The 25,798-nt window shown below is 61.8% G+C and carries 28 protein-coding genes; 13 read left to right on the top strand and 15 right to left on the bottom strand.

Going from position 1 to position 25,798, the window contains the following annotated elements; translation table 11 throughout:
• Positions 1-540: 540 nt before the first annotated feature.
• A complete protein-coding gene (locus tag AWB68_RS01225) occupies positions 541-1,530 on the top strand; it encodes an alpha/beta hydrolase family protein (protein ID WP_160109940.1) in 990 nt (329 codons plus the stop codon).
• Between the two features lie 105 nt (positions 1,531-1,635).
• Here AWB68_RS01225 and AWB68_RS01220 read toward each other — a convergent pair whose 3' ends face one another.
• From AWB68_RS01220 to AWB68_RS01210, 3 genes are all read right to left on the bottom strand, one after another.
• Positions 1,636-1,962: a hypothetical protein gene (locus tag AWB68_RS01220; protein WP_087642659.1), complete on the bottom strand. Its 327-nt coding sequence runs from the start codon at positions 1,960-1,962 to the stop codon at positions 1,636-1,638.
• Between the two features lie 1,362 nt (positions 1,963-3,324).
• Complete coding sequence (gene hpnR, locus AWB68_RS01215; RefSeq protein WP_087642550.1) at positions 3,325-4,863, bottom strand: hopanoid C-3 methylase HpnR; 1,539 nt, start codon at positions 4,861-4,863, stop codon at positions 3,325-3,327.
• A gap of 210 nt (positions 4,864-5,073) precedes the next feature.
• Positions 5,074-5,931 carry a UdgX family uracil-DNA binding protein gene (locus AWB68_RS01210; RefSeq protein ID WP_268810906.1) on the bottom strand — a complete coding sequence of 286 codons (858 nt, stop codon included), beginning with the start codon at positions 5,929-5,931 and terminating at the stop codon, positions 5,074-5,076.
• Positions 5,932-5,973: 42 nt separating this feature from the next.
• Between AWB68_RS01210 and AWB68_RS48780 the strand changes: the two genes are divergently transcribed.
• Positions 5,974-6,126: a hypothetical protein gene (locus AWB68_RS48780; RefSeq protein ID WP_200828602.1), complete on the top strand. Its 153-nt coding sequence runs from the start codon at positions 5,974-5,976 to the stop codon at positions 6,124-6,126.
• Between the two features lie 84 nt (positions 6,127-6,210).
• Here the strand turns inward: AWB68_RS48780 and AWB68_RS01205 are convergent, their stop codons facing one another.
• The 10 genes from AWB68_RS01205 to AWB68_RS01165 all read right to left on the bottom strand — a co-directional run bounded on the left by AWB68_RS01205 (position 6,211) and on the right by AWB68_RS01165 (position 15,105).
• Complete coding sequence (locus tag AWB68_RS01205) at positions 6,211-7,077, bottom strand: SDR family oxidoreductase (RefSeq protein ID WP_087642658.1); 867 nt, start codon at positions 7,075-7,077, stop codon at positions 6,211-6,213.
• 710 nt (positions 7,078-7,787) lie between these two features.
• The gene (locus tag AWB68_RS01200; RefSeq protein ID WP_087642548.1) at positions 7,788-8,135 is read right to left on the bottom strand and encodes a hypothetical protein; all 348 of its coding nucleotides are present in this window, start codon (positions 8,133-8,135) and stop codon (positions 7,788-7,790) included.
• Between the two features lie 180 nt (positions 8,136-8,315).
• Positions 8,316-9,320 carry a transketolase family protein gene (locus AWB68_RS01195; RefSeq protein ID WP_087642547.1) on the bottom strand — a complete coding sequence of 335 codons (1,005 nt, stop codon included), beginning with the start codon at positions 9,318-9,320 and terminating at the stop codon, positions 8,316-8,318.
• On the bottom strand, positions 9,317-10,159 hold the full coding sequence (locus AWB68_RS01190) for a transketolase (RefSeq protein WP_087642546.1): 843 nt from the start codon (positions 10,157-10,159) through the stop codon (positions 9,317-9,319). Before AWB68_RS01190 ends, AWB68_RS01195 begins: the two co-directional genes overlap by 4 nt.
• A 25-nt stretch (positions 10,160-10,184) precedes the next feature.
• A complete protein-coding gene (locus AWB68_RS01185; protein WP_087642545.1) occupies positions 10,185-11,513 on the bottom strand; it encodes an MFS transporter in 1,329 nt (442 codons plus the stop codon).
• A 126-nt stretch (positions 11,514-11,639) separates the two neighbouring features.
• The gene (locus AWB68_RS01180) at positions 11,640-12,389 is read right to left on the bottom strand and encodes an SDR family NAD(P)-dependent oxidoreductase (protein ID WP_087642544.1); all 750 of its coding nucleotides are present in this window, start codon (positions 12,387-12,389) and stop codon (positions 11,640-11,642) included.
• 149 nt (positions 12,390-12,538) lie between these two features.
• Positions 12,539-13,870 carry an ATP-binding protein gene (locus AWB68_RS01175; protein ID WP_087642543.1) on the bottom strand — a complete coding sequence of 444 codons (1,332 nt, stop codon included), beginning with the start codon at positions 13,868-13,870 and terminating at the stop codon, positions 12,539-12,541.
• Positions 13,867-14,607, bottom strand: coding sequence for a response regulator (locus tag AWB68_RS01170; protein ID WP_087642542.1), 741 nt, complete (start codon positions 14,605-14,607; stop codon positions 13,867-13,869). Before AWB68_RS01170 ends, AWB68_RS01175 begins: the two co-directional genes overlap by 4 nt.
• A 7-nt stretch (positions 14,608-14,614) precedes the next feature.
• The gene (locus AWB68_RS50740) at positions 14,615-14,737 is read right to left on the bottom strand and encodes a hypothetical protein (RefSeq protein WP_268810905.1); all 123 of its coding nucleotides are present in this window, start codon (positions 14,735-14,737) and stop codon (positions 14,615-14,617) included.
• Complete coding sequence (locus AWB68_RS01165; protein ID WP_087642541.1) at positions 14,734-15,105, bottom strand: GFA family protein; 372 nt, start codon at positions 15,103-15,105, stop codon at positions 14,734-14,736. The genes AWB68_RS50740 and AWB68_RS01165 overlap by 4 nt, the downstream gene beginning before the upstream one ends.
• Positions 15,106-15,225: 120 nt before the next feature.
• On the opposite strand from AWB68_RS01165, the gene AWB68_RS50735 reads away from it, so the two are divergent.
• The 7 genes from AWB68_RS50735 (at position 15,226) to AWB68_RS01135 (ending at position 18,559) form a co-directional block, all read left to right on the top strand.
• On the top strand, positions 15,226-15,348 hold the full coding sequence (locus AWB68_RS50735; RefSeq protein ID WP_268810904.1) for a hypothetical protein: 123 nt from the start codon (positions 15,226-15,228) through the stop codon (positions 15,346-15,348).
• Position 15,349: 1 nt separating this feature from the next.
• On the top strand, positions 15,350-15,883 hold the full coding sequence (locus AWB68_RS01160) for a thioredoxin family protein (protein WP_087642540.1): 534 nt from the start codon (positions 15,350-15,352) through the stop codon (positions 15,881-15,883).
• Positions 15,884-16,081: 198 nt separating this feature from the next.
• A complete protein-coding gene (locus AWB68_RS01155; protein WP_087642539.1) occupies positions 16,082-16,306 on the top strand; it encodes a DUF4148 domain-containing protein in 225 nt (74 codons plus the stop codon).
• 116 nt (positions 16,307-16,422) lie between these two features.
• Positions 16,423-16,647: a DUF4148 domain-containing protein gene (locus AWB68_RS01150; protein ID WP_087642538.1), complete on the top strand. Its 225-nt coding sequence runs from the start codon at positions 16,423-16,425 to the stop codon at positions 16,645-16,647.
• 47 nt (positions 16,648-16,694) lie between these two features.
• The gene (locus AWB68_RS01145) at positions 16,695-16,970 is read left to right on the top strand and encodes a hypothetical protein (protein ID WP_087642537.1); all 276 of its coding nucleotides are present in this window, start codon (positions 16,695-16,697) and stop codon (positions 16,968-16,970) included.
• Positions 16,971-16,980: 10 nt separating this feature from the next.
• Positions 16,981-17,397, top strand: a complete 417-nt coding sequence (locus AWB68_RS01140; protein ID WP_087642536.1) for an organic hydroperoxide resistance protein — start codon at positions 16,981-16,983, stop codon at positions 17,395-17,397.
• Positions 17,398-17,506: 109 nt separating this feature from the next.
• Positions 17,507-18,559 (top strand): alpha/beta hydrolase, encoded by a 1,053-nt coding sequence (locus AWB68_RS01135; protein ID WP_087642535.1) that lies wholly within the window; start codon positions 17,507-17,509, stop codon positions 18,557-18,559.
• A gap of 68 nt (positions 18,560-18,627) precedes the next feature.
• Here the strand turns inward: AWB68_RS01135 and AWB68_RS01130 are convergent, their stop codons facing one another.
• Positions 18,628-18,843, bottom strand: a complete 216-nt coding sequence (locus AWB68_RS01130) for a hypothetical protein (protein ID WP_200828601.1) — start codon at positions 18,841-18,843, stop codon at positions 18,628-18,630.
• A gap of 1,088 nt (positions 18,844-19,931) precedes the next feature.
• Between AWB68_RS01130 and AWB68_RS01125 the strand changes: the two genes are divergently transcribed.
• From AWB68_RS01125 to AWB68_RS01110, 4 genes are all read left to right on the top strand, one after another.
• A complete protein-coding gene (locus tag AWB68_RS01125) occupies positions 19,932-21,140 on the top strand; it encodes a glycosyltransferase family 4 protein (RefSeq protein WP_087642534.1) in 1,209 nt (402 codons plus the stop codon).
• An 11-nt stretch (positions 21,141-21,151) separates the two neighbouring features.
• On the top strand, positions 21,152-21,535 hold the full coding sequence (locus tag AWB68_RS01120) for a hypothetical protein (RefSeq protein ID WP_125482845.1): 384 nt from the start codon (positions 21,152-21,154) through the stop codon (positions 21,533-21,535).
• Between the two features lie 96 nt (positions 21,536-21,631).
• A complete protein-coding gene (locus tag AWB68_RS01115; protein ID WP_235028150.1) occupies positions 21,632-23,152 on the top strand; it encodes a N,N-dimethylformamidase beta subunit family domain-containing protein in 1,521 nt (506 codons plus the stop codon).
• Positions 23,153-23,254: 102 nt separating this feature from the next.
• Positions 23,255-24,220: a glycosyltransferase family 2 protein gene (locus AWB68_RS01110; RefSeq protein ID WP_087642532.1), complete on the top strand. Its 966-nt coding sequence runs from the start codon at positions 23,255-23,257 to the stop codon at positions 24,218-24,220.
• 101 nt (positions 24,221-24,321) lie between these two features.
• On the opposite strand, the gene AWB68_RS01105 is transcribed toward AWB68_RS01110, so the two are convergent.
• Positions 24,322-25,503, bottom strand: a complete 1,182-nt coding sequence (locus AWB68_RS01105; protein ID WP_235028149.1) for a glycosyltransferase family 4 protein — start codon at positions 25,501-25,503, stop codon at positions 24,322-24,324.
• Between the last annotated feature and the right edge of the window lie 295 nt (positions 25,504-25,798).

The following is a 25,798-nucleotide window of genomic DNA, read 5'->3' as shown; positions in this document are numbered from 1 at the left end:
TTGATGGGAGCTGGAGCCAAAGAAGTCTCAAAGTCATCCTCGACACGACGAGACAATGAAATCTGTCACGCGCGTCGCCCCTTGAATGACACTACTTGATCGCGTCTTTCCTGGTATATAGTGATCCTTACGAAGCTGAATATCGTGATTGCAAATTTGTTCCCCGACTGCGGTTCCGGTATATGTCGATTCTTGAACTTACGATTGCCTAACTTCGCGTTCTTCCATCAGCGCCGCGTGATTCCTTTACTAACGAATGTAGTTCACGGCAAGCCTGTTTCATGAATAAATAATGTAGGTTTCATCCGCCGCACTCTCTGCGATCTACGCCGACGAGGTCTGGCATTCCCTCATGAGCTTACGAACATCAAGCGATACTGAGCCGGTTATCGGACAAGGGAAGCAATAGAAAAGATTCTTGTCCGGTATCGCCATCATCCGTCAAACGGTTCCGAAACTTCCAATCACGCTGCCTCCATGACCACCGGACCATCGAAGCCCGCTATCGATAGAAATGCATCGCTTGCGGGACAAGCGCGTGTGCTTGCTCATGTCACCAGGCGCATCGCCACCGCCGCCCTGCTGCTGCGGATCCTCGGCTGCATCTGCTTGATCGTGGGACTCGCGCAACGAGCACAGGCAGAAGAACCCGCGCAGTTGGCTTCCGACCTGCACGAAACGATTGTTGAGGTCCCGATGACCGAGCGCGGCCTGTTCGGCGACAAGCAACGCGAACTGACCGCGACCGTTTACAGGCCCGAGGGCGACGGACCGTTTCCGCTTATCGTTCTCAGCCACGGCAACCCGCCGAACGCATTCGACCGAAGCAAAATCGGGCGCTTCAGGAAGATCGCGCAAATCCGGGAATTCGTCGCCCGAGGATTCGCCGTCATCGTGCCCATACGCCGCGGATATGGCGCCACCGGCGGCAGCTTCGCCGAAGACACAGGGTCTTGCGAAGCGCCTGACTATGGGCATGCCGGGTTGGAGGCTGCAAAAGACCTGCTTGCAACCATTCGATTCGCGGGGACGCTGTCGTATGTCGACAGCCAAAAAATAGTGCTCGTGGGCCAGTCGGCCGGCGGATTCGCCTCGCTCGCGGCAGCAAGCCTTTCACCGCCTGGCGTGATCGCAGTGGTCAATTTTTCCGGAGGGCGGGGCGGAAACCCGACCAAGCGTCCCGGTGAACCCTGCGCGCCCGAAAGCATGACAGCGACCATCGGCCACTTCGCCGCGACCACTCATGTGCCGGTGCTCTGGCACTACGTCGAGAATGACCAGTATTTCGCACCCGAGGTAGTCAGGCAGTGGTTTAGCGCCTTCCAGTCCGCCGGCGGGACCGGACAGCTCGTCATCGAGCCGCCGTTCGGTCGCGACGGTCATGGAATGTTCATGGTCGACCGCGCAATTCCGATTTGGGAACCCTGGTTCGACCGATTTCTATCGACCGTTCCTCTGCTGAGTGAGACCGCCAGCCCGGGCATGGCATCGGGCATTCCGGCCGCCGAAGCGCGCACGGCGCCGCGTTGACCATCGACCATCATCGCGTTCCGGCAAGCATGCAGCCGCCACGAAGACCAGCTCCACGGCGAACGAACCCAGCAGCCATCGAGCCGGCCTTCGGTGGCCGCAGGATTATTTGGCGGCATCAGCCTCGCATTTTTTCATGAACGATGTCTTGGCAGCACCCGCGAGCGGCTTTCCGTCTTTTCCGACAGCCTTGGTCGCACACGCAGCGGCGGCGTTGCTCTTGTTGCTGCCTTCGCATTTCTTGATGGACGAGGTTTTGGCTGCGCCGGACAGCGGCTTGCCATTTTTATCGATTGCCTGGGCCTCACAGTTCGACGCTGCTCCTGCTGTTGCAGCGGGCTTGGCGGTTGCCGCAGCCGGGGCGGACGTTTGGGCACAAGCGATTCCGACCGAGAAGAATGCTGCCACAGCGACCGCAAAAATCTTGTTCATGAGGGTATTCTCCGAGAGGTAAGGCTGGATGCCTTGGTTGATTAACGCCCGAAAAAATATGACGTTGACTTCATTCGAAAGGAATAATTGAAGCGGCGCCATGTCGGCCGCGCTGTCGCTACTCCACGCATGGCCCCGTGAAACACCGGTTTTGAAGGAAAGGCGGTTTTAACACGCCCCAAATGCAAGCGAAGCGACTCACAAGCTAGGGTGTTCCCTTATCAGGGTGAAGCGGTTCAGGAACGGGCGACACACGCGGGAATAAAATGGTTACTTGTCCGCTTTCGCCAACCGGTATTTCCGCGTGTAGCGCCCGCTGGCATATTGCCGTTTCAAGGCCACCGGATAGACGGATCACCTCCGTGAGAACTGAACTCGTGCGGGTTGCGCCCGCCAAGCAGGAGGAAACCATGGTTTCGCTAACGACGACCCAATGGTGCCGGGTTACCATTTGTCTAAGCATCGCCGTTTCGGCGTGTAGCGTCGTCCCCACTGCTACCACGACAAAAACTCCCACCGAAGGCGTTGCGAAGGTTCGTGCGGCGACAGAGGCCGCGGTGGCCTCGTCGGACCTGGAGATTTCGAAGGACAATTCGTCCTCGGCAGCGAGTCGGCAATCAACCGTTCAATGCGACACCGTCGGCAGCATGTTTGTTTGCACCGATGGCAAGGCGATTTGCTGGTGGAATCGCCGTACCGGCTACGGTTGCAACTGACCGGCAATCGTCGAATCGTCCGTGTCGCTGCGTCGCTGCGAGGCGCCGAAAAAAGGCCGCAAGAGCTTCACGGCCGGACGACCCTCACCTGCGCAAGTCACGAATCGGCCATTGCGATCACATGACTTTGTCGAACATCCATTTGACTACTTGCCAGAATGTCCTGCGATGAAGCGGTCGCGCGATGACCTGCGGCGACGCGTGCTCGTGGTGCAGGCGATGATCTTCGGGTTGTCGAACATGCGGGACCAGTATTCCGATGTACATGGTATTACTCCGGCAGTAGCCTCATTCCAGGAAGAGAGTCATTGGCCGCGTTCGAATGGGCCACGACTCCACGGGTAACGCTTGCATTGCTGTTCGCACTTTGACGAGGCCCGGAGATGACCAGGAGTGGCTCGATTTCGAGCGTCACCTTAATATGCGCTCGCCCGGCGTCCGCCAATTCAGCGATTTGAAGCAGAACCCGCCCGCTGTCCGTCGTTTTACCTTATCGGCTTTTCGATATATTTGATCCTGTCTCCACGTTCTCGAGCGGTCATGACCGCCAGAGCGTTCAGGGCGCCACGCAACTCCTCCGCGTGGCGCCCTTCTTTTTGTCCAAGTCTGTCCCCTCGGGGTTGGGTGCTGCTTGCAACACGAAGCCCTAACCCGCCCCCATGCGGGTCTCGTCGACGAAGCTTTCCGTCGCATCGTCTATCTTGCGTCCTTTGCGGCCCGCCGGCCGGTGCACGTACAGCACCTTCACGCTGGCTTGCTCGGACGAAGCCGCGGGCGGCGTCATCGAATAACGCACTTCCCGCGCGTGGTCGCTCAATTGCAGGTTCGGATTGAACACCGAGTTGAAACGCCACAACATCCGCACGAAGTTCGTCTGACCATGCATCAACAGACGAGTCGCCTCGCCGGCCGCGCCACGCAGCGCCGTCCACCCGAGATGCTTGCGGTTAAGCACCTGCTGCGTGCGTACCAGTTCCGTGTAGAACTCGCGCAGTGGCAACTTCGTCGGCAGCACCGCGTGCTGGATGTCGTAGAGCCGGTAGTCGAGGCTCGTCAGTTGACGATGTTCGCGCAGCCAGATTTCGGTGCCCGGATACGGCGTGTTCACGCTGATGTTGACGATCTCGGGAATCTCCAGGCACCACTGCCTGATCGCTTCGAAACGGTCGTGGTCCCAGTCGGGATCGGCGATCAGGTTGACGGCGACCGTGATGCCGAGCGAACGCGCGAACCCGAGCGCCTCGAAGTTCTTGTCGAGATCGATGCGCTTGCGAAACGCCTTGAGCCCCTCGGCATCGATCGCCTCCATGCCGATGAACATGTATTGCAGGCCCAGCGTACGCCAGTACTCGAAGACTTCCTTGTTGCGCAACAGCACGTCGCCCCGCGTCTCCAGGTAGTACTTCTTGTGGATGCCCCGGCGTTCGATCTCGCGTCCGATCGCCATGCCGTGATCGGCATGCACGAACGCGACATCGTCGACGATGAACACGCCCGGCTCGCGGATCGACGCCAGTTCGTCTGCGACGACCTGGGGGCTGCGTGAGCGATAGCTGCGTCCGTAGAACGTCCATGCGCTGCAGAAGGTGCAGTCCCAAGGGCAGCCACGCGCGAATTCGATCGACGCGCACGGGTCCAGCACGCCGATGAAGTACTTGCGCCGGTGCCGCAGCAGGTCGCGCGCGGGGCGAATCTGATCGAGGCTCTCGGCGAAGCCGGGTGGCGGCCCTTCGCCGTTGCGCGTGACGACGCCCGGTATCGCCGACAGTTCGCCGCGACGCGCGACGGCATCGAGCAGTTCGACCACCTTCGCTTCGCCTTCGCCCTTGAGCACGCAATCGATCGCGCCGTCGGCGTGCTTCAGCATGTCGGCGGCCGTGAACGACGCGCTATGCCCACCGACGAACACGAAGCAATCTGGCCATTGCGCCTTGATCGACTTCGACAGATCGACGATCTCGGGGATATTGGCAAGGTAGTTGCCGGAGAAGCAGACCGCATCGGGGCGCCAACTGCGCATCAGCTTGTCGAGGTCACGATGCGATTCGACTTGCAGGTCGATCAGTTGGACATCGTGGCCGGCCTCGCGAATGACGGCAGCGACCGTCTCCAGGCCAAGCGGTTCGAGACGCAGAAATACGCGGGTGTACATCAAGCCACTGGGGTGAACAGCGAGCACCTTCATGAGATCTCCTTGGGGCAGAGAGGGCGCGTCCACGTGATGACGGGACGTGCCGGGCTTTCATGCGGTATTCCTGGAACGGGTCGACTGCCGAACTGTGCGTTCTTCCGATGCCACCGCGGGTGGCTCGTGACAATTCTACTGTCCATTGCTTCCGCGCGCTCACGGATGCTCCATGGATGGCGTCCGCGCGTCGCGCCGCGCCAGTGTGGATCAGCCCGATCGCTTTCGCTGGTGGCTCAGCTTGTCTGCTGCCTGAAGGGCCGCGACGATCGCGTCATAGACACGCCGCCGCGTCTCGGGATCGGGCGCGCGCAACGCGAACGATGGGTGATAGGACGCGACAACCGTCTGCGCGCCATGCTCGATCGACTTGCCGATCACGTCCTGTAACCGGGCGTGCGAATCGTCCAGCACGGCTTTTAGCGCGGTAGCGCCCAGCGCGACGATCACGCGTGCCCCTGCGGTCTGGAGTTCCTGCTCAAGCCAGTATCCGCAGGCTTCGATCTCTCGCTGTCCCGGCGTCTTGTGCATGCGACGCTTGCCGCGCGGCGTCCACTTGAAGTGCTTGACCGCGTTCGTGACGTAGACGTCCTTGCGCTCCAGTCCAGCCTCTTCGAGCGCTTTATCGAGCAGTGCTCCAGCCGGTCCGACGAAAGGCCTGCCCTGCACGTCCTCCGCGTCCCCTGGCTGCTCGCCTACCAGCATGATCGCCGCGTGCCGCGGTCCTTCGCCTGGCACCGCCTGCGTCGCGTCGCGCCATAGTGCGCAACGGCGGCAGTCGTCCAGGGTCGCCGGTTGCTGGTCGCGCTGGACGTCCGGATCGGATTGCGTGGCGCGAGGGGGGCGGCGGCCAGGTTTGTCGTTGGTCATGGTCGGCTTCTGCTGGGCCGCAAGTACGTTGAGTGGCGTCGAGGAGGCAACGCCGCGCGTATTTCCATGCGCAGGCGGCCCCGACAGGCTAAGTCTTCGTGCCACTTGAATGAGCAAGGTATGGACCCGGCTGTCCCTCACGCAGCCTGGAACGATTGATGCTCGCCCTGTCGGTGCGGGCTGTCGCCAGCAATACATCGTCACCCGCTGAATCGCACGATCAACCTGACAGGAGGCATCATGCCGCTGAAGAGAGGCACCTCGAAAGACACGGTCTCTAAGAACGTCAAGACCGAAATGAAGCATGGCAAACCGCAAAAGCAGGCAGTGGCTATCGCGTTGAATCAGGCACGCAAGTCCGGAAAGAAAATTCCCAAGAAAAGCGACAAGTAATCGCGAATACAGGTGTCCGCTAGCGGTCGGCCTGCCGGGTTTCCTGCGCGCCTCGCAGGCAGACGGCTGGCGGCATGCGCCTCTCTATATGATCGGCTTGCCGCCCGTCACGGCGATGGTCGCGCCCGACGTGTAACTCGATTCGTCGGAGGCAAGCATGACATAGGCGGCGGCGAGTTCGGCAGGCTGGCCCGCGCGCTTCATCGGCACTTGGGAGCCGAAGTTCTTCACCTTCTCTGGCGGCATCGTCGACGGGATCAGCGGCGTGCAGATCGGCCCCGGCGCCACGCAGTTCACGCGGATGCCCTTCTCCGCAAGCAGTTGCGCGAGCCCGCCGGTGAAGTTCTGGATCGCGCCCTTCGTGGTCGCGTAGGCGATGAGACCCGGGTTCGGTGCGTCGGCATTGACCGAACTCGTATTCACGATCGCGCTGCCCGGCGGCATGTGCGGCAGCGCCGCCTTGACGATGCGGAACATCGCGCCGATGTTGGTCGAGAAGGTCTTGTCCCATTCGTCGTCGCTGATGTCTTCCAGGCCGTCGTAGCTCATCTGGTACGCAGCGTTGTTGACGACGATGTCGATGCGCCCGAACTCCGCCACCGTCTTCGCCACCAGATCCCGGCAATGCGCACGATCGGTGAGGTCGCCGGGCAAGCGCAGCGAGCGGCGCCCTGCTTCCTCGACCCAGCGCGCGGTTTCCTTGGCGTCGTCGTCCTCGTTCAGATAGGCGATCGCGACGTCCGCGCCCTCGCGCGCATACGCGATCGCCACCGCCCGGCCGATGCCGCTGTCCGCCCCGGTGATGAGCGCGACCTTGCCGGCGAGACGTCCGCTGCCTCGATAGGTCTTTTCGCCGTGGTCCGGCTGTGGGTCCATCGGCGCGGTGAGGCCGGGCTGCCGGTTTTGCTGCTGATCGGGAAATGGTGGCTTTGGATAGGAAGTCCGGCTCATGGCGATTTCCCCTTCGGGCGGAGTGAATGGACAGCCGCTTTCCAGCAAGCGACGGACCCGCCGCGCGTCGCACAGCGAATTCCGAACGGGCGGGCCGGAACCTTCACGACGAATGGCGTAACCGCGCATGCAACCTTGCCCTCTTCGATCTTGGGCGGTCTGCTCGCGCTCGCGATGCGCACACGACTCGTGCGCCGCGACGCACGGAACGATGACGGCTTTGCTTTTCGCCGTGCCGGTGATGATCAAACGATGATCGACGCCCGCAGCGTTGTGCTCCCGCGCATGCTGCGTGAATGAGGATTGCTTATGCTGTCAGCGAATAAGCTTGTGTAGCGTCAGTGCGCTTGGGGCGCGGTTCTTCATTTGGCTCTTGGCGATCATATGCACCAATCCGATGCCACTCATCAGCGAGGTGCATTTAACGCGCGCGCACGATTGCCATACAACTGGAAAGCACCAAATGCGCAGCGTGCGCAAGTCCGCTGCGCCACGTGTCGCATCGACGTGACATCGGGAGTTCCCGTATTCACCGACTTTTATGGTTCTGTACAATCGTTTGGCACTACAGCTATGCGCCGGTCTGCCCATTTTCTGAATCCACCTCCAACCAACCCGCCGCCAAACATGAAAAACGTCTGCAAAACAAGCCTTGCCCTCCTCCTGGTTGCTGCTTTTGCGGCCCCTTCCGTGTCGTTCGGCGCTGCGGCTTACCCGAACAACAAACCCAGGCCCACCCACAAACATAAGCACCACAGTTCCAAGTCCGCAGCGTCGGCCGCACCCCACGCTGCGTCCAGCTGAGTTCGGACCGCGCGGGGAGCAATAAGCTGAAGCCGCGCGGAAATCAGGCCCTTCAACGACGAAAGCGATCGTTCGCCCGCGTCCGGAGCAACCATCACGGCCGTGGGCAGTCCCGTCTTCCAACCGCAGCCGACGGTTCCTTCACCTGTCTGCTCCGGTTTCAGGTTCGCGCGCTCGACCAAGGTGTACATCACGACTGCACTCTGATCGCGCGCCACGATCCAATCGATAAGAGTGCATTTATTGACGTGCACTTTTTATTTCATTCCCAAACTTTATTAAATTGAGCGACGATCCCCGCTCAATGAAAACTTCACGCGGTCTTCATTTTGTCTTCACGTTGCGTCGGTGAACTGACGCAGCGAAAAGCGATCAGTACGTCCTCGTGGTGATCACCTCTCGCCGCTCAGCAGGGCCCGAACGGGCCCTCGCGCCTAACCAAGCCAGCCCTTGATGGTCTCGGCCATCATATTGGTCGAGATGCCATAGCGGTCATGCAAGGTCGGCAGCGCGCCCGCAGCGAGGAACTCATCGGGCAGCGCGATCTGGCGATACATCGGCGTGACGCCTGCCGTGAGCAGCGTGGTCGCCACCGCTTCGCCAAGACCGCCGATCACCGTGTGATTCTCGGCGACCACGACCATGCGTCCCGTGCGCTTCGCTTCGCGCAGGATCGTCTCGGTGTCGAGCGGCTTGATGGTCGGCACATGCAGCACCGCGACGCCGACCTTGTCCGCCGCCAGCGCCTTCGCGACTTCGAGCGAGCGCATGGTCATAATCCCCGACGAGATGATCAGCACCTCGGCGCCGTCGCGCAGCAGCTTGGCCTTGCCCAGTTCGAACTGGTAGTCGTATTCGTCGAGCACGGCCGGGACATTGCCACGCAGGAGACGTGCATACACCGGGCCTTTGTGGGCCGCAATCGCGGGCACCATTTGCTCGGTATCGAGCGCATCGCACGGATCGATTACCGTCATGTTCGGCATCGCGCGCATCAGTGCGAGGTCTTCCGCCGCCTGATGGCTTGGGCCGTACCCGGTCGTGAGGCCGGGCAACGCGCAGATGATCTTCACATCGAGGTTGTCCTCCGCGATGGCCTGGTGCATGAAGTCGTATGCACGTCGGGTCGCGAACACGGCATACGTCGTCACGAACGGCTGCGCACCTTCATGCGCCATGCCGGCAGCCGCGCCCATCAGCAGTTGCTCGGCCATGCCCATTTGATAGTAGCGTTCAGGAAACTCCTTGCCGAAGATGTGCAGGTCAGTGTACTTGCCTAGGTCGGCCGTCATGCCGACCACGTTCGTCTTTTCCCGGGCCAACTGCGCCAATGCATGCCCGAACGGCGCCGAACGCGTGACTTGTCCTTCGCCCGCGATCGAGGCGATCATCGCCGATGTCTTCAGGCGCGGCTTCTTGGTGATGGTGGTATCGCTCATGCTTGTCTCCCTGCTTCGAGTGCGGCGAGCGCCAGTTGCCACTCATGGGCATCAACGCGGATGAAATGGTTCTTTTCCCGTTCTTCGAGAAACGGCACGCCGCAGCCCATGCGCGTATCGCAGACGATGATCCGCGGCCTGGCCTCCGGATGATTGCGCGCGTTGTCGAAGGCCGCTTTGACTGCATCGATATCGTTGCCGTCGATGCGTTGCGTGTACCAGCCGAATGCTTCGAGCTTTTCGACAAGCGGCTCGAACGCCATGACCTGCGACGACGGGCCATCGGCTTGCTGGTTGTTCACGTCGACCATGGCGATCAGGTTGTCGAGCTTCCAGTGCGCCGCCGACATCAGGCCTTCCCAGATCGCGCCTTCATCGAGTTCGCCATCGGAGAAGAGCGTGTAGACGAATGCGTCCGAACCCTTGCGCTTCAACCCAAGACAGCGACCCACTGCGATAGTGAGGCCATGGCCGAGCGAGCCGCCCGACATCTCCATGCCCGGCGTGTAGCTCGCCATGCCGGACATCGGTAACCGACTGTCGTCGCTGCCGTAGGTTTCGAGTTCTTCGGGCGGCAGGAAGCCGGCCTCGAACAGTGCCGCATACAACGCAATCGCATAGTGACCGTTCGAGAGCAGGAAGCGGTCGCGGTCTTCCCATTCGGGGTTCTGAGGCTGGTAACGCATCGCGCCGAAGTAGGAAACCGCGAGTACATCGGCGATGTCGAGAGCCTGGCCGATATAGCCCTGCCCCTGCACTTCGCCCATCAGCAAGGCGTTTCTGCGAATCCGATAGGCGCGCTCGGCGAGCGTCACCGCATTTGATGACGGTGTGTTCATGGTGTCTCCTGAAAGTGAAGTGGGTTTAGCGATTGACGCTCTTGGCCGGCACGAGGAAAACAAGTCCTGCACCGATGACGATGGCGACTGAGATGAAGATGAGTCCCGCCGTCGATTTGCCGGTCAGGTCGTTCAACCAGCCGACGATGGCCGGCGAGAAGAAACCGGCGAGATTGGCGAAGCAGTTGACCGCGGCAATCCCCGCAGCAGCCGACATGCCGCCAAGAAGCGCAGTAGGCAACGACCAGAACTGCGACGACGAAGCGAGAATGCCCGCAGCCGCCAGGCTGACACACACCAGCGACGCGCCCACTCCACCCAGCATCGGCAGCGTGGCGAAGCCTGCCGCGGATACGAGCATCGGGATCGCCAGATGCAGACGGCGTTCGCGATGACGGTCGGCGCTTGCACCTACCAGCGGCAGCGCAATGATCGCGCAGAGGTACGGAATGGCGGTGAAGACACCCACCCACAGCGGATCGGCGACACCGGATTTGCGGATGATCGTCGGCAGCCAGAACGTCAGGCCATACTGGCCGAGCACCACGCAGAAGTAGATCGAAGCCATCAACCACAGGCGACGGTCGCCGATGAATGACCGGATCGATACGTGGGCGACCTTGTGGGCGTTGTCGTTCGCGACGTTGCGTGCAAGCAGGGCCTTCTCCTCGCCGGTGAGCCACTTGGCGGCCGCGATGCCGTTGTCGAGGTAGAAGAGGATCGCGACGCCAAGCAACAGCGACGGCAGCGCCTCGAGGATGAACAGCCACTTCCAGCCGGCCAGGCCGTGCACGCCCTGGAACGCATGCAGGATGTAACCGGAGAGCGGCCCACCGACAATGCCAGCCAGCGGAATCGCCATGAAGAAGAGCGAGAGCGCCTTGGCGCGTCGTGCCGAAGGAAACCAGTACGTCAGATAGAGGATCACGCCCGGTGCGAATCCAGCCTCGGCGACACCCAGCAGAAAGCGCAGGATATAAAAGGTCGTGGGCGACTTCACGAAGACGAAGCACGCGGAAATCACCGCCCACGTCAGCATGATGCGAGCAAGCCAGTTGCGCGCGCCCACTTTATGCAACATGAGATTGCTCGGCACCTCAAAGAGGAAATAGCCGAGAAAGAAAATGCCTGCGCCAAAGCCGTAGACGGTTTCGCTAAAGCGCAAGTCGTTGAGCATCTGCAGTTTCGCAAAGCCCACGTTGACGCGATCGAGATACGCGCCCAGGTAGCACAGCATCAGGAACGGTATCAAGCGCCGTCCGACTTTGGCATACGTTTTTGCTTCGAAGCTCGACGTATCGGCGAGCGCCATCCCATCGGCCGTCACTGACGGCGCAGCGGACTTCGTTTTCATGCTTGTCTCCTGTCGACCAGAGTTGGCGCTTTAGCGCCTTACTCTGGTTCTGTGCAAGGCTGCAGATCGCCCCGGTTGTCCCCGGGTGCATTGACTCATCCGCCACGATCGCGGTGGATGCCGTTCTTAGTGGATCAACATACCGCCGTTGACGTCGAGTGTGATGCCGGTGAGATAGGCCGACAGGTCGCTGGACAGGAACAGGCACGCGTTGGCGACATCGGCCGCATCGCCGAGACGGCCTAGCGGAATGCCCTTGATGATGTCCGCGCGCATCTCGGTGGTGAGCTTGTCGCCGGTGATGTCGGTCTGGATCAGGCCCGGCGTGATCGAGTTGACGCGGATGTTGTCCGAGCCGAGTTCGCGCGCCATCGCGCGAGCGAGACCGAGTACGCCTGCCTTCGCAGCGCTATAGTGCGGCCCGCCGAAGATGCCGCCGCCGCGTTGCGCGGAAACCGACGACATGCACACGATGCTGCCACTCTTTTGCGTTCTCATCTGCGGAATGACTGCCTGCGACATGTAGAGCGTGCCGCGCAGGTTGACGTCAATAACGGCATCGAAGTTGCCCGCTTCGATGTCCATCGTCTTCAACGGCTGGGTGATGCCCGCGTTGTTGATCAGCCCGTCGACGCGGCCGTACTTTTCGATGACTGCCTTAGCAGCTGCAATGCACGCGACCTTGTCGGTTACGTCGCACGCGAGGCCGAGGTGAGCTTCGCCAAGATCGCGTGCGGCGCTTTCGGCGTCTTGCTTCTTAAGGTCCAGGATAACTACCTTTGCGCCCTGTGCGGCAAGCGCGTTGGCGGTGGCCCGGCCGATACCACGCGGCGAGGCTGCACCGGTGACGATTACCACTTTGCTGTCGAGCAACATGTTTGTCTCCATCGATCGTGTTAGTTGGTAGACGCAGTTTCAGCGTTCCAACCCTCTCGATCAATGCAGTCCAGCTCAACTATTGCTGAATAATTTTCAGGTGTCGTTCGAACCGCCAAGGGATGTTTGACCGGGTTTACCCGTCCAGATCAGTCGGCCGATTCAATCACCCGTCGCATCACGATCCGCGCCTCCAGCCCGCCTTCCGGCCGATTCTGCAGCGTGAGCGTCGCGTTCATCGCGAGCGTGAGTTGCCGTGCGATCGCGAGGCCAAGCCCGGTGCCCCCCGTTTGACGATTGCGCGACCCCTCCAGCCGGAAGAACGGTTCGAACACCGACCCCAGCGATTCGGGCGGGATGCCCGGTCCACGATCGAGCACGGAGATCGTCACGGTGCCGTCGCGCGGTTCGTTCACCCTGATTTCAGCCTCGCCGGCGAACTTGAGCGCGTTGTCCACGAGATTGCCGACGATGCGCCGCAGCGCCTGCGGACGCGTCACCAGTTCGGCGCCAATGCGGCCATGAAGGGACACGCTCTTGCCCGCATCGAGGTAATCGCAGACGAGGCTGTCGAAGAGCGCATCGGGATCGACACGGAGCAGGACCTCGGTCGCGCCGTGCATCGTGCGCGCGTAGGTCACGCCCTCCTTCACGAGCGACTCCATCTCCTGCAGGTCCTGTTGCAGCTTCGCGCCTTGCGCGTCGTCGTCCATCACGTCGACCCTGAGACGCATCCGCGTGATCGGCGTCTGGAGATCGTGGGAGATGGCGGCGAGGATCTGCATGCGCTCGGCCATGTAGGTCGCGACGCGGTCCTGCATCGCATTGAAGGCGCGCGCCGCCCGTGCCACTTCATCGGGGCCGTCTTCGGAGAGGCGGTCGGCCTTCAGGTCGGGGCCGAGTGTGTCGGCCGCCTGCGCGAGCTGCTTGAGCGGACGCGTGGCGAGCCGCACCGCGAGCCAGCAGCACGCGGCGAGCACGGCAAGCTGCAGCACCAGCACGAGCGGGAGCCAGCCCGACAGCGGCGTGCCCGGCATCGGCCGCATGTCGATCGTGAGCGGCGCGCCGTCGGAGAGGCGCAGGTGCGCTTGCAGATGCTCGGTGTCGCCGGGAAGCGCGTTCACGGTGACCGGATAGCGCTTGCCGACCCCCGACTCGATCGATTCCGCCACCCGCGCGGAAAGCTGCGCATCGGGCGGCGCGCCGCCCTCGCCCGGCCCGAGGATGAAACTGTAGCTGCGCCGTGCGAGACGCGGAAGCCACGCCGCGCGCTCGCCTGGCGGCAGAAGATCGAGCAGCGCGACCGAACTCACGACCTCGCGTTCGATGTAACCCATCATCACGTTGGTCATCGACTGGTCGCGCTCGGTCATCGTGAGCCAGAACGACATCGCCTGAGCGAGCGCGAGCCCGACGAAGAGAATCAGCGCGAGCCTCGCGAACAGCGTGCGCGGCCAGTGCAACAGGGCATGCAGGTTCATTTCGGACCTTCGACCGGCACGACCGCCGCGGAGAACACGTAGCCTTCGCTGCGCAGCGTCTTGATGTAGCGCGGCTCGCGCGCGACGTCCCGCAGGCGCTGGCGCAGGCGGCTCACGAGCAGGTCGATCGAGCGGTCGAACGGATCGGCCTGACGGCCCTGCGTGAGGCTGAGCAACTGATCGCGCGTGAGCACGCGCTGCGGATGATCGAGGAACACGCGCAGCAGCCGGTACTCGGCGCCGGAGAGCGCGACCATCGTGTCGTTCTCGTCGAGCAGATGGCGCGCGGTGGTGTCGAGCCGCCAGTCGCCGAAGCTCAGCATCTGGACCGATTCGCTGACTTCCATGCCCGGTGGCAGCATGCGCGCCCGGCGCAACACCGAGCGGATGCGCGCAAGGAGTTCGCGCACCGCGAACGGCTTCGGCAGATAGTCGTCGGCGCCCATCTCCAGACCGACGATGCGGTCCGCCTCTTCACTGCGCGCGGTGAGCATCAGCACGGGCACCGCGCGGAACTTGCTCGCGCGCAGCTCGCGGCACAGCACGAGGCCGTCCTCGCCGGGCAGCATCAGGTCGAGCACGATCAGGTCGGGTGCGCCCTGCTCCAGCACGGCGCGCATCTGCCGTCCGTTCGCGGCGAGCGAGACGCGCATGCCGTTCTTCTCCAGATACGTGGCGAGCAGTTCACGGATGCCGCGATCGTCGTCGACGATCAGTACGTGGTCGGTGTTTTCCATACTCTGGTCATTGCCTTCTGCGTTTCACCTGCACCCGGGCCGGCACGATCAGATGACACAGGACCGGATGCGTCATTTCAGCCGCGATCCCGCCCGCGAGGAATGCGACGATCGCGAGCAAGCGTCTCATGCGTCCTCCACCACGGAGGAGCTGGCGCCATCGGCGACGCTCGCACTCAGCGTATACGGATCGACGCCTTCCAGGCAACCGATGTTCACGCGCCAGAAGCGCGGGTCCGTGCGGGTCTGGTGGAACGTGTAGATGCCGCAGTGCTTGCAGAAATAGTGCTTCGCCACGCGCGTGTTGAACTCGTACAGCGCGAGCGCCTCCTCGCCGTCGAGGATCTTCAGGTCATCGACGGGGAACGGCGGCGTCATCAGCGCGCCCTTGCGCCGGCAGAGGCTGCAATTGCAGCGCATCGCCGGCTCGACGGCCGTGCGCACTTCGAATTTCACGCGCCCGCAATGACAGGCGCCCTTCAGCACATCGGCATCCATGTGACTCTCCGTTTCGATCGATGACTGCTTTATAGACGGAATCCGCCGGCCTTTTGTATCGCAATGTATCCGGCATTTCGCCGGACACAAAACATTGCACGACAGCCCGATTGCCGACACATGCCAGATACGCGCGGGCTTTTGAATACGGTCATGTTCAACGAACGGACCGTCATCGTGCACAACCTCATCGAAACCCCGCTGGCCTTTTCCGGCCACCTCCCTGCACTCAAAGGACTCTGACATGTTCAACCGACTCAGGACGCTCACCGCCGCCGCCACGCTCTTCACCGCCCTCGCGGCAAGCGCCGGCGCGGCTCACGCCGGCGCACTTTCGCACCCGGCGCCCGCACCGGAATTCACCGGCATCGACAAGTGGCTCAACAGCGAGCCGCTGACCCTGCAGCAACTGCGCGGCAAGGTGGTACTGGTCGACTTCTGGACCTACTCGTGCATCAACTGCGTGAACACGTTGCCTTACGTGAAGACCTGGAACCAGAAGTACAAGGACCAGGGCCTGGTCGTGATCGGCGTGCATACGCCGGAGTATCCGTTCGAGCGCGACACCGGCAACGTGAAGACCGCGCTCAAGCGTTTCGACATCACCTACCCGGTCGCGCAGGACAACCGTTATGCGACCTGGCGCGCCTACGACAACCAGTACTGGCCCGCCTTCTACCTCATCGACAAGCACGGACAGGTGGTCTACACGCATTTCGGCGAAGGCGACTACGCGCTGACCGAGGCGGCGATCAAGCAGTTGCTGGCGCAGAAATAGTGCGCGAACGAGAGGCCTTTCGTATCGCAATGTATCTGCGTAGCCGCTGATACACAGGCTTGCAAAAACGCCCCGATCCCGACACAAGCCAGATACGTGGGCGCGTTCAAATTGCATCAACGACGGATCGCAACGAGTTACCACCAGCCGATGCGATCCGGACGGTACCCAACCCATCATCGCTTCAAGGAGAACACCATGAAAACCTCGATCATCGCCCTGGCCTTTGCCGCATTCGCCGCTTCCGGACTGGCCCAAGCCGCCGACACCGCCGCGACCTCTACGGCCGTTCGCACCGAGCAATCCGCTTCGAGCCAGACCGGCGCGTCGCAGAAGACGCGTGCCGATGTGCGCCGCGAACTGGTGCGGGCGCAGAAGGACGGCCAGATCGCGAGCCTCCAGACGCTCTATCGCGGAAGCTGAACCGGTTCATTGATCACACGCCTGACCCAATGCATCAACGACGGATCGCGACGAGTTGCCAGCAGCCGATGCGATCCGGACGTTTCCCAAACTTTCATCGCTTCAAGGAGAACACCATGAAAACTTCGATCATCGCCCTGGCCTTTGCCGCATTCGCCGCTTCCGGACTGGCCCAAGCCGCCGACACCGCCACGACCTCCACTGCCGTGCGCACCGAGCAATCCGTTTCGAGCCAGTTCAGCGCCTCGCCGAAGACGCGTGCCGATGTGCGTCACGAACTGGTGCGGGCGCAGAAGGACGGCCAGATCGCGAGCCTCCAGACGCTCTATCGCGGAAGCTGAACCGGCCCGTCCACGCACACTCACACACACTTGACCGAGGTTCCATCATGAACAAACATCTCATCGCCACCTTGCTGATCGCAGTCAGTGCGGCGGCTGCCGGTTCCGCCTTCGCCAGCAGCGGCTACGGCCCTGCGCCACACTACGATCCGATCGCCGGCGCGCCCGCGTCGCAACGCGGGCCGGTCAGCCAGACCATCGCACTCGATCAGGCCGGCGCTGAGCACGCCACGCCGGCGTTCGGCGGAATGGCCGATACGGCGTCGCAATCGGGCGTCCGGTTCGTGGCCGGCGATCCTTCTTCCACCTATTCGCATCACTGAGCGCACTACCATGACCACCATCGATAAAGTGTTGTACACCGGCAAGACCCACACCACCGGCGGACGCGACGGCGCATCGCGCAGTTCCGACGGACGCCTCGACGTCAAGCTCTCGGCGCCGGGATCGACGGGCAGCGGAACGAATCCCGAGCAGATGTTCGCAGCCGGCTGGTCCGCGTGTTTCATCGGCGCGATGGGACTGGCGGCCGCGAAGATGAAGGTCGCGCTGCCCGCCGATACGGCCGTCGACGCCGAGGTCGACCTGCGCAATGCCGATGGCGCCTACTTTCTTCAGGCCCGGTTGAACGTCAGCCTGCCGGGTGTGGAGCGCGAAGTCGCCGAGGCGCTGACGCGCGCGGCGCACGAGACCTGCCCGTACTCGAAGGCAACGCGCGGGAACATCGATGTCGTGATCAGCGTAGTCTGAACGCGGCGATGCGGGCGGTGAAACGCATGGCCGAAGATTCACGGGCTCACCGCCGCGCGACCGCGCCCAATCGAATAATGATCGAATCACGCTCAAAGGAGAAACAGCGATGCCGGACCAGATGAACCCTCGCCGACGCAGTCTGCTGAAGACGACTATCGCAGGCGTCGGCCTGCTCGAATTCGGGCTTGGCGGACTCGCCCACGCGCAATCGGCCGGGAACGCGAGCGCCGCCCGGACGCGGGCCTCCACGCGTGTCGCATCGTTCGACACCATTCGCCAGGTGAACGCCGGAACGCTCAGCATCGGCTACGCGGAAGCGGGACCGGCCAACGGCCCGGTCGTGATCCTGCTGCACGGCTGGCCCTACGACATCTACAGTTTCGCCGAAGTCGCGCCACTGCTCGCGGCCGCCGGCTATCGCGTGATCATGCCGTACCTGCGAGGATACGGCACGACGCGCTTCCTGTCCGCCGATACCCCGCGCAACGGGCAGCAGGCGGTCGTCGCCGTCGACATCATCGCGCTGATGGACGCACTGAAGATCGAGAAGGCGGTGTTCGGCGGCTTCGACTGGGGCGCGCGCACGGTCAACATCATCGCCGCGCTGTGGCCGGATCGATGCCAGGCGATGGTGTCAGTGAGCGGTTACCTGATCGGCAGCCAGGCCGCCAACCGCGCTCCGCTTCCGCCGAAAGCGGAGCTTGCATGGTGGTACCAGTTCTATTTCGCCACCGAGCGCGGCCGTGCGGGCTACGAGGCGAACCGCAACGACTTCAACAAACTCATCTGGCATCTCGCGTCACCGAAATGGGACTTCGACGATGCCACCTACGACCGCTCGGCGCAGTCGTTCGCGAATCCGGATCACGTCGCCGTGGTGATCCACAACTATCGCTGGCGTCTCGGGCTCGTGCAGGGCGAACCGCAATACGACGCGCTCGAACAGCGCCTCGCGACGGCGCCCACCATCGCGGTGCCGACCATCACGATGGAAGGCGATGCCAACGGCGCGCCGCATCCAGAACCCTCGGCCTATGCGAAGAAGTTCACGGGCAAGTATGCGCACCGCAACGTCGGCGGCGGGATCGGACACAACCTTCCGCAGGAAGCGCCAAAAGCGTTCGCCGATGCGGTGATCGAGGTCGCGCACATGTCATAGGCGATCAGGTTCCGGTCCCAGCTCAGCGCGTCCTGCCGGACACCTCCGAGTCGGACGCGCCTTTCTGTTCACGCGTTGCGCTCGCTGGGTTCGTCGTGCGACAGCGCTTGGAGTTTGGAGAACGCATCGAGCCTGCGCAACATCTCGCGGCCTCTCGATGTCAGCCGCGGCAATGCGCGACCGGTCGCAAGCCGCTCGATTTCGACAAGTTGCTCATGTAGAAGGCGAACCGTATCCTCACCCAACGCTTCCACTTGAAAGGGCGTGCGCTGGATCAGGAGCAAGGTTGCAATTTCGTGGGGACTCAGCATTCCGTTCTCCAGGACTTGAGACATGCACGCGACGACAGCACGTGAGTCGCATCCTAGTGAGCGAATCTGCCAATTCGACTACAGGTATTTTTCCGCGCGTTACGCGGTTACATCCATGAAATGCGCGATGGGGCGTCGGCGGTGTCGCGTGTGGCGGAGGAAATTATTCGTAGCAATCGGGTGGTCAACCGGTGTGGGGCATCATCGTTGGCAACACGAGGCGCGTGAATTCAATCAATTCATCATACGAACCGATCGCAGCCGAGCAACTTTCGTCTGCCGAATGTCCAGAGGACGATCGCGCGAGTGAATCGAGTCAGTGTGCCCGCATTTCGGCAGTCGAAATGACATGGCCGATTTTCGAGGCGGACACAATGACCGCCTGCCCTTGACGAACCCGACGTCCTATTGCTGAACGCAACGCCCGCACGACCTTATGGAAGGCCGCCAAGGCTGCGTCATTGAGACTCGCAGAGCCCTACCACCGTCCGTCTCCTCCTTCGCTCGCCGAACTCGGTAATTTGTGTAATCGACGGTCGGATTATTTTGAAACGCGGTAAATTGTATGGGGCGCACACATTTCCTGAATTAATCCGGAATCCCAATTAATTTGACGACCTGCCTATACTCGTCAGATGAAATGCGCAATCGTCATATGTGGCCTAGCGCACTGTCCCTATCGGACACTTCACCCAACATTCACGAACGAAAGTCAGTATTGAAGCACTGGCGCCCCGCACGACGTTTGCTTGACCGATCTTGCGGCGCCTAGCTTTGTCGTTAATCGGGGGATGGATACGCATGCCGCTCGCAATCGTGCGTCAGGCATACCCGTCCCACGCATCACTTGTAGACGCATTCATAGGTCAACCGCCGTGAGGCGGCCCTTGCGGTTCGAACCGGAATGGTCATCGTTCCGGCCCGAGCCGCCCCGATGGAATGGCCGTCATGCACGGTGTAGTGCCCGCGTCATCAATTCGTCGAAGCATGTCTGCGACGCATTGAATACACGATTCTGCATGTTCGCCCTGAACGCACGTCACCAAGTGAGAATAAAGCGTATGAGAGTTGCGATTGTTCACGACTGGCTCGTGGTCTCCGGTGGTGCCGAGAAGGTCCTTCAGCACATTGTCGAATGTTTTCCGCAGGCGGATATTTATACTCTTGTAGACTTTCTCGAAGATCGCACGTGTCTCAAGGGCAGGCCCGTGCAGGCCACGTTCATTCAAAAGCTGCCGTTTGCGCGCAAGCGCTATCGCGGGTACTTGCCGCTCATGCCGCTCGCCATCGAGCAGATCGATCTCTCTGCGTATGATCTCGTCATTTCCAGCTCATATGCAGTAGCAAAAGGGGTGCTCACCGGGCCTGACCAGTTGCATGTCAGCTATGTGCATTCCCCGATTCGCTATGCATGGGACTTGCAGCATCAATATCTCAGGGAATCAGGTCTCACATCGGGTCTGAAATCGATCCTGGCACGCGTACTGCTGCATTACATTCGCGGATGGGACTTTCGTTCGGCCCAAAACGTCGACTATCTGATTTCGAACTCGCGTTTCGTCGCACGCCGGATCAAGAAAGCCTACGGGCGCGATGCAACGGTTATCTACCCGCCCGTGAATGTCAACGGGCTACCCTTGCGTACGGACAAGGATGATTTCTACCTCACGGCATCGCGCATGGTGCCGTACAAACGGATAGACCTCATCGTGAAGGCGTTCTCAAAGACCCCTCAACGCAGACTCGTCGTGATCGGCGATGGACCGGACATGCGCAAGATCAAGGCATCGGCCGGGCCGAACGTAGAGATCATGGGCTATCAGTCGTTCGAGGTCTTGCGCGACCACCTGCAAAGAGCGCGTGCCTTCGTGTTCGCCGCTGAAGAGGATTTCGGCATTTCGGTCGTCGAGGCCCAGGCGTGCGGTACGCCGGTGATCGCGTTCGGCAAGGGTGGCGCGCTCGAATCGGTCGTCGGACTTCCGAACGAACGTCCAACAGGCGTCTTCTTCCGCGAACAAACGGGCGAGTCGCTGCTCGCTGCCGTCGATCTGTTTGAACGGAACCAACGACTGTTCGCACCTCAGCATTGCCGGAAAAATGCCGAGCGCTTCGCTGCCGAACACTTCAACGCTGCGCTTAGCGCATTCATCGAAGTACGTCTCGCGCGCTTTCGTGCCGACATGCGCGGGAATGAACTGCCCCCGCGCACGGAAGAGCTGCGGCCTGCTGTGAAAACCACGAGTGCCTCGGGAACGGGGCTCTTTCGATGAGGCGCGCTGCCGTGACATCGAACCCGACCGATGGGGCGTTTTTACATCCTACGGCACGAACGTTGCCGCGTTCTTGCTGCCTCGTCATCGCTGCGGTAGCGCCCGCGCTCGAAGCGCATTCGCTGAAAGAAAACCGCACGGCCAACGTGCGCTTTCGCACGTACCGCAAATACTGGAACCCGCACTATGCACCGGCCAACTTGAATGAGGCTGGGCCGCCCGTGTGCACGATCGCGCACTCGCTGCGCGGCATGCGTTTTCCACGCGCGACTCCGGTGAGTCGAACTGCATGTAAAGACGTAACGTGGCTTTCGACTCTATCGTTTGAGCGATTGCGCGCGCCGATGAAATTGGACCCGGCCATTGATGCGCTCAGGGTTGACAAGCTCCAGTAATTAATACTACGTAAGGCTTGACCGGCGACTGTGTAGAATCAACGCTTCGGCAACCGAAGCCGGATACCAACAGAGACATTTCGAGGTCCATGGTGCATGCAGATCTATCCCATCTATCCTTCGTTCAGTTCGGGTCAGTTCTTTGAGCTTGCCGTTCAGCCGCGTCGGCGATTCTCCATTGCGATCTATCAACAGCAGAGCAGCGAGTCGCTAACGAGCGTAAGTGGCGTCATCGTCTCGGCCACGAACAACGTCAAGGCCGAACTCGTCGATGGAAAGTACGTGTTCCAATCGGTGGACGCCGAAACCCAGGTTCGTTTCGACAAGGACTGGGAGTGGCCGACCATTACGATCAAGCCGAACACACCCGAGTTGCGGAGCGGCGCTTATGTTGCCGTTGCCTACGAAGTCGGTCCGCGCGGCGAGCCTCTGACTGATCTTGGCCGCCGGTGTTCGGCGCACCAGGCGGTGTTCGGCTGGCCGCCCGACAGCGACAGCATGGCCTTGATCGTCGCTCGCCCCCGGACTCCCGAGGCGTCGCTCGCCTATGTCATTCCGACAGCCACCTATCACGCGTACAACTCCACGGGCGGCGGCTGTTTTTACGGCGATCCGATTCATCGCACGCACCCCGCGACGAAGGTCAGCCTTCGCCGTCCCGGCGGAGGGCTTGGCGCACAACTCGGCGAACCGGGTGATCCCTACGATCCGAAGTCTCCGCGACAGCAGTTCACTCATTGGGACGCGAAGTTCATCCGCTGGCTGCGCGCCGCGAATCTGGCCTGCGACTTCTACACCGATCTCGATCTGCATCGGGGCGCGGTTCTGGATCCGGCGAAGTACCGCTGCGTCCTGAGCGTCGGGCACCACGAGTACTGGAGCCAGAAAATGCGCGATCAGGTCGCGGGCTTCATCGCGGGTGGCGGCAATCTGGCCGTGTTCAGCGGCAACACGTGCTACCGGCCAATCGACTTCGGCTCGCACGACATGAAGGAAATGAATCGGTTGGGCGATAGCTGGCCGAATTTCAACGAGAGCGATCTGATCGGGCTGAGCTATGGCTATGGTGGCGGAAAATGGGGCACCTGGCGCAGGTTCAGAGGCTGGGTCGAGTGCGGGCGCGAGCCGATCGGTTTCACTGTCAGTCAGGCGGACCATTGGGTGTTCACGGGCACCGGTCTGAAAAACGGCCAGCAGTTCGGCGCCGAAGACCGACTGGCAGGCTATGAGGTCGATGGCGTGCCGCCCGTCGCCAATGGATTCGAGACGCTGGCGGCCACGCCTCGATTGCATGGCTGGGAGATCGCCGGCGCCGGGGCGCTGGGCCTGTTTCAACCTTCGCCGCAGCCCGCCTCCGGCAGCGACCCGATGCAGGGATGGGTATTCAATTGCGGCACGACGGATTGGGCCCGAGTTCTGATGAATCCAAACGCGGCAAGTCATGTCATCGTCGACCAGATCACGCGCAACGTCGTCCACAAATTTTCAGGGCTTCCCCTCGATCGTGCTTTACGACACGATGCATCGTTCAGTGACACTGCTTCGAATGCGCGCAAGGATGATTCCGCATCGCGGCAGGTGTCCAAACTGGTCCACACCGACAGTGAAGGCTCTTAGCCATCCAGCGAGTGTTCGTCGAGAACCCCTACCTTACCAGGCGACTTTGGCTGACCGATCAAACGCATCGGACGCCGGGTTCCCACCCGCAGGAGCGCAGCGATGACCATGGCATCAACCCTGACAGAAACTGAAACGGACGGTGCGAAGGCAAAGGAGACTGGCGATTTGACGCAACAACCAAGATTCGCGGTCTGTGTGACGACCATGAATCGCGTCGACCGGCTGACCGCCTGCCTCGATCAACTGGCTCGCTGCGATCCACCGCCCTCTCTCGTGGTCGTTTCCGACGACTCGCCGGATCCTTCGGTGCGCGCCGCAAATGAGGCGGCGGTAGCGGCCCATCCGGGTGTGGTCTACCTGGCCGGACCGAGGCGGGGCGTCTGCGCCAATCGCAACAACGCAATCAACCATTGTCTCGCGCAGACATCGCGCTGCGACTATCTCTCCTTCCTGGACGACGACATTCTGATCGACGCGGATTTCTTCGCGGCGGCACGCAAGCACTATGAAGCCACGCCCGCGCAGCGACGGTATCTGACGGTCCTGACGGGTGGTGCCCCAAACGGGCCGCATCTGCACGTGTGCGTGCCCATGCATCTGTCGTTCGCCTGCTATTTCAAGAAAGGCGACGTCCCGCAGACGGTGCAAATCAACGCTTCGGTCTTTCCACTGGAGTTGTTTACGCAGGAAACGTTCGACGAGAACATTTTCTTCGGCACCGAAGACGCCGAGCTGTGTCTGCGCATGTTGCGGCGTGGTTACTCGATCGAACTGGAACCCGGGTTGCGCTCGCTGGAGACGATGACGGGCCGCGGCGTACTCACGGCCACCCGCGCGGCCGGGCTGACGCGCTATCAATTGTGCTGCGAGGCGGCGCGCCTTTACATCGGCGTCAAGCGGTATCGGGTGATCGAACCGAATCTGATGCGCTTCGCGGGATTCGTATTCTTCTACTTCGGGCACATGACGGTTTATCTGGCGCGGCGCGGTGCCTTGTCCCAGCTTGTCCCAATCGTTCGGACCTCGAACGTATGGCGCGTTTTCACTGGACACGGCGCCCGGTAGCGGCAATCTCGCCGACGGCACGCCCGGAGCGACAGGGGGCCGGCGCCCGCGGGCGACCGTGGCGCTAGAGCCCCAATCCGGCGTGCCGGACCAAAGATTGATTACGCCCGGCGCTTGACCTCTTCGATCACGTCCGTCATTTCGCGAAGGTAGCGCTCAACAGAGAAGCGGCGCTGCGCGTCGACACATGCCTGGTCCGCGAGGCGCTGCGCGAGTTCCGGTGTCCGGCGCAAGGTTTCCACGGCTTCGACCAGGCCCGCTACGTCGCGGGGCTGCACGATCCAGCCATTCACGCGGTGCCGGATGATTTCCGAAACGCCCCCCGCGCCCGTCGCCACGACCGGCCGCGCGGCGGCCATTCCCTCGACGATGACACGCCCGAACGGCTCCGGTTCGGTCGATGTATGCAGGATAACGTCCACGGCCTTCATCCACGTAGGCATGTCGTCCTGAAAGCCCGCGAAATGCACGCGCTCGGCAACGCCAAGCCGTTGTGCCTGATCGCGCAGACTCGCCGCATAGGCGTCTTCGCCGAAGAGCGCCCCGCCCACCAAAACCAGATGCACGTGCGGCAACTGCGCCAGCGCATCGATCGCAACGTGCTGGCCTTTCCATGCCGCGAGTCGTCCGAACAACCCCGCGAGCCATGCCGTTTGCGGAAGCCCGAGACGGCGGCGCAATGCAGGGATGTCGTGCGCGTCGACCTGCGTGAATGCGGCAGCGTCGATACCGTTGTGGACCACGGACATGGCCTCGGCGGGCAGCCCCGTGAGTTCCATCAGCGCCTGCGCACTCGCTTGTGAATTCACGACGATCCGGTCTGCCGCATGGCGCGCGAGCCACTTGACGATCATCAATTGCGCTCGGCCGAAGTGCGCAGGCGACATGATGTCGTGCAGATACCAGACCACCTGACGCCGATGGAAAGGCTTGCCGAGCGCGCCGAGAACCAGCGCTTTTTGCGTATTGAGAAAGAGCACGTCGTAACGGCGCGCCACCTGCGCAATCGCCCAGATCTGTCGGATGATGCCCGGCGCCGCATATAACCAGGCAAACCGCAACGCCTCACGGTCAATCTTCGAAACGCGTGCGTTGGAGAGCACGCGCACGCTCACGCCCCGCTCTTCAAGCCGCGCGCGAAACGGACCATCCGACAAAAGCACGACCTCGCTGCGCGAGGAGCATGCGGCCGCGAGCGGTAACAGCGCAAACTCCGCGCCTCCGAGTTCGCCGCTCTGGTCCACGAACAGAATCGCCCGGTCACGGTCGTTGCCGGCTGCCATAGCCGCAGGCGAAAAATATTGCTTCGGCAGAAGCCGATGTTTCAGTTCTCGAAGATTCATCGTCGCGCAACGTCCGAAAAGGGTTCGCTTCGAAGCGAGCCGGCTTTACCGGCTACGCAATACGGTACCTGCGTTCGACTACTCGCTTGAAGCATTCTCGAGTGAACGGTCCGGGCCCTTGCCGGTGCGAAACAGACATCGCCGGTATGCTCTTGCAGCAAGCTCGCGCAGGTCGCTCGACTCGCAGAGTGACCAGGCCAGGTTGCCGGCGATCAGCGCGAGGCCGACCGCGGCG

Origin of the sequence: Caballeronia choica (genome assembly GCF_001544535.1) — a bacterium.
GTDB classification, from domain to species: Bacteria; Pseudomonadota; Gammaproteobacteria; order Burkholderiales; family Burkholderiaceae; genus Caballeronia; species Caballeronia choica.
Note: the sequence above shows the minus strand (reverse complement) of the source record. Positions and strands in the feature narration are given on the sequence as shown.

Bases quoted from the DNA above. Each gene is read 5' to 3' on its own strand.
- AWB68_RS01160 (WP_087642540.1), top strand. From the start codon at position 15,350: ATGTTCAACCGACTCAGGACGCTCACCGCCGCCGCCACGCTCTTCACC.
- AWB68_RS01180 (WP_087642544.1), bottom strand. From the start codon at position 12,389: ATGTTGCTCGACAGCAAAGTGGTAATCGTCACCGGTGCAGCCTCGCCG.
- AWB68_RS01125 (WP_087642534.1), top strand. From the start codon at position 19,932: ATGAGAGTTGCGATTGTTCACGACTGGCTCGTGGTCTCCGGTGGTGCC.
- AWB68_RS01140 (WP_087642536.1), top strand. From the start codon at position 16,981: ATGACCACCATCGATAAAGTGTTGTACACCGGCAAGACCCACACCACC.
- AWB68_RS01165 (WP_087642541.1), bottom strand. From the start codon at position 15,105: ATGGATGCCGATGTGCTGAAGGGCGCCTGTCATTGCGGGCGCGTGAAA.
- AWB68_RS01195 (WP_087642547.1), bottom strand. From the start codon at position 9,320: ATGAGCGATACCACCATCACCAAGAAGCCGCGCCTGAAGACATCGGCG.
- AWB68_RS01175 (WP_087642543.1), bottom strand. From the start codon at position 13,870: ATGAACCTGCATGCCCTGTTGCACTGGCCGCGCACGCTGTTCGCGAGG.
- AWB68_RS01170 (WP_087642542.1), bottom strand. From the start codon at position 14,607: ATGGAAAACACCGACCACGTACTGATCGTCGACGACGATCGCGGCATC.
- AWB68_RS01220 (WP_087642659.1), bottom strand. From the start codon at position 1,962: ATGAACAAGATTTTTGCGGTCGCTGTGGCAGCATTCTTCTCGGTCGGA.
- hpnR (WP_087642550.1), bottom strand. From the start codon at position 4,863: ATGAAGGTGCTCGCTGTTCACCCCAGTGGCTTGATGTACACCCGCGTA.
- AWB68_RS48780 (WP_200828602.1), top strand. From the start codon at position 5,974: ATGCCGCTGAAGAGAGGCACCTCGAAAGACACGGTCTCTAAGAACGTC.
- AWB68_RS01145 (WP_087642537.1), top strand. From the start codon at position 16,695: ATGAACAAACATCTCATCGCCACCTTGCTGATCGCAGTCAGTGCGGCG.
- AWB68_RS01210 (WP_268810906.1), bottom strand. From the start codon at position 5,931: ATGTATTGCTGGCGACAGCCCGCACCGACAGGGCGAGCATCAATCGTT.
- AWB68_RS01110 (WP_087642532.1), top strand. From the start codon at position 23,255: ATGACCATGGCATCAACCCTGACAGAAACTGAAACGGACGGTGCGAAG.
- AWB68_RS50735 (WP_268810904.1), top strand. From the start codon at position 15,226: ATGCCAGATACGCGCGGGCTTTTGAATACGGTCATGTTCAACGAACGG.
- AWB68_RS50740 (WP_268810905.1), bottom strand. From the start codon at position 14,737: ATGAGACGCTTGCTCGCGATCGTCGCATTCCTCGCGGGCGGGATCGCG.
- AWB68_RS01135 (WP_087642535.1), top strand. From the start codon at position 17,507: ATGCCGGACCAGATGAACCCTCGCCGACGCAGTCTGCTGAAGACGACT.
- AWB68_RS01185 (WP_087642545.1), bottom strand. From the start codon at position 11,513: ATGAAAACGAAGTCCGCTGCGCCGTCAGTGACGGCCGATGGGATGGCG.
- AWB68_RS01190 (WP_087642546.1), bottom strand. From the start codon at position 10,159: ATGAACACACCGTCATCAAATGCGGTGACGCTCGCCGAGCGCGCCTAT.
- AWB68_RS01115 (WP_235028150.1), top strand. From the start codon at position 21,632: ATGCAGATCTATCCCATCTATCCTTCGTTCAGTTCGGGTCAGTTCTTT.
- AWB68_RS01155 (WP_087642539.1), top strand. From the start codon at position 16,082: ATGAAAACCTCGATCATCGCCCTGGCCTTTGCCGCATTCGCCGCTTCC.
- AWB68_RS01150 (WP_087642538.1), top strand. From the start codon at position 16,423: ATGAAAACTTCGATCATCGCCCTGGCCTTTGCCGCATTCGCCGCTTCC.
- AWB68_RS01205 (WP_087642658.1), bottom strand. From the start codon at position 7,077: ATGAGCCGGACTTCCTATCCAAAGCCACCATTTCCCGATCAGCAGCAA.
- AWB68_RS01105 (WP_235028149.1), bottom strand. From the start codon at position 25,503: ATGGCAGCCGGCAACGACCGTGACCGGGCGATTCTGTTCGTGGACCAG.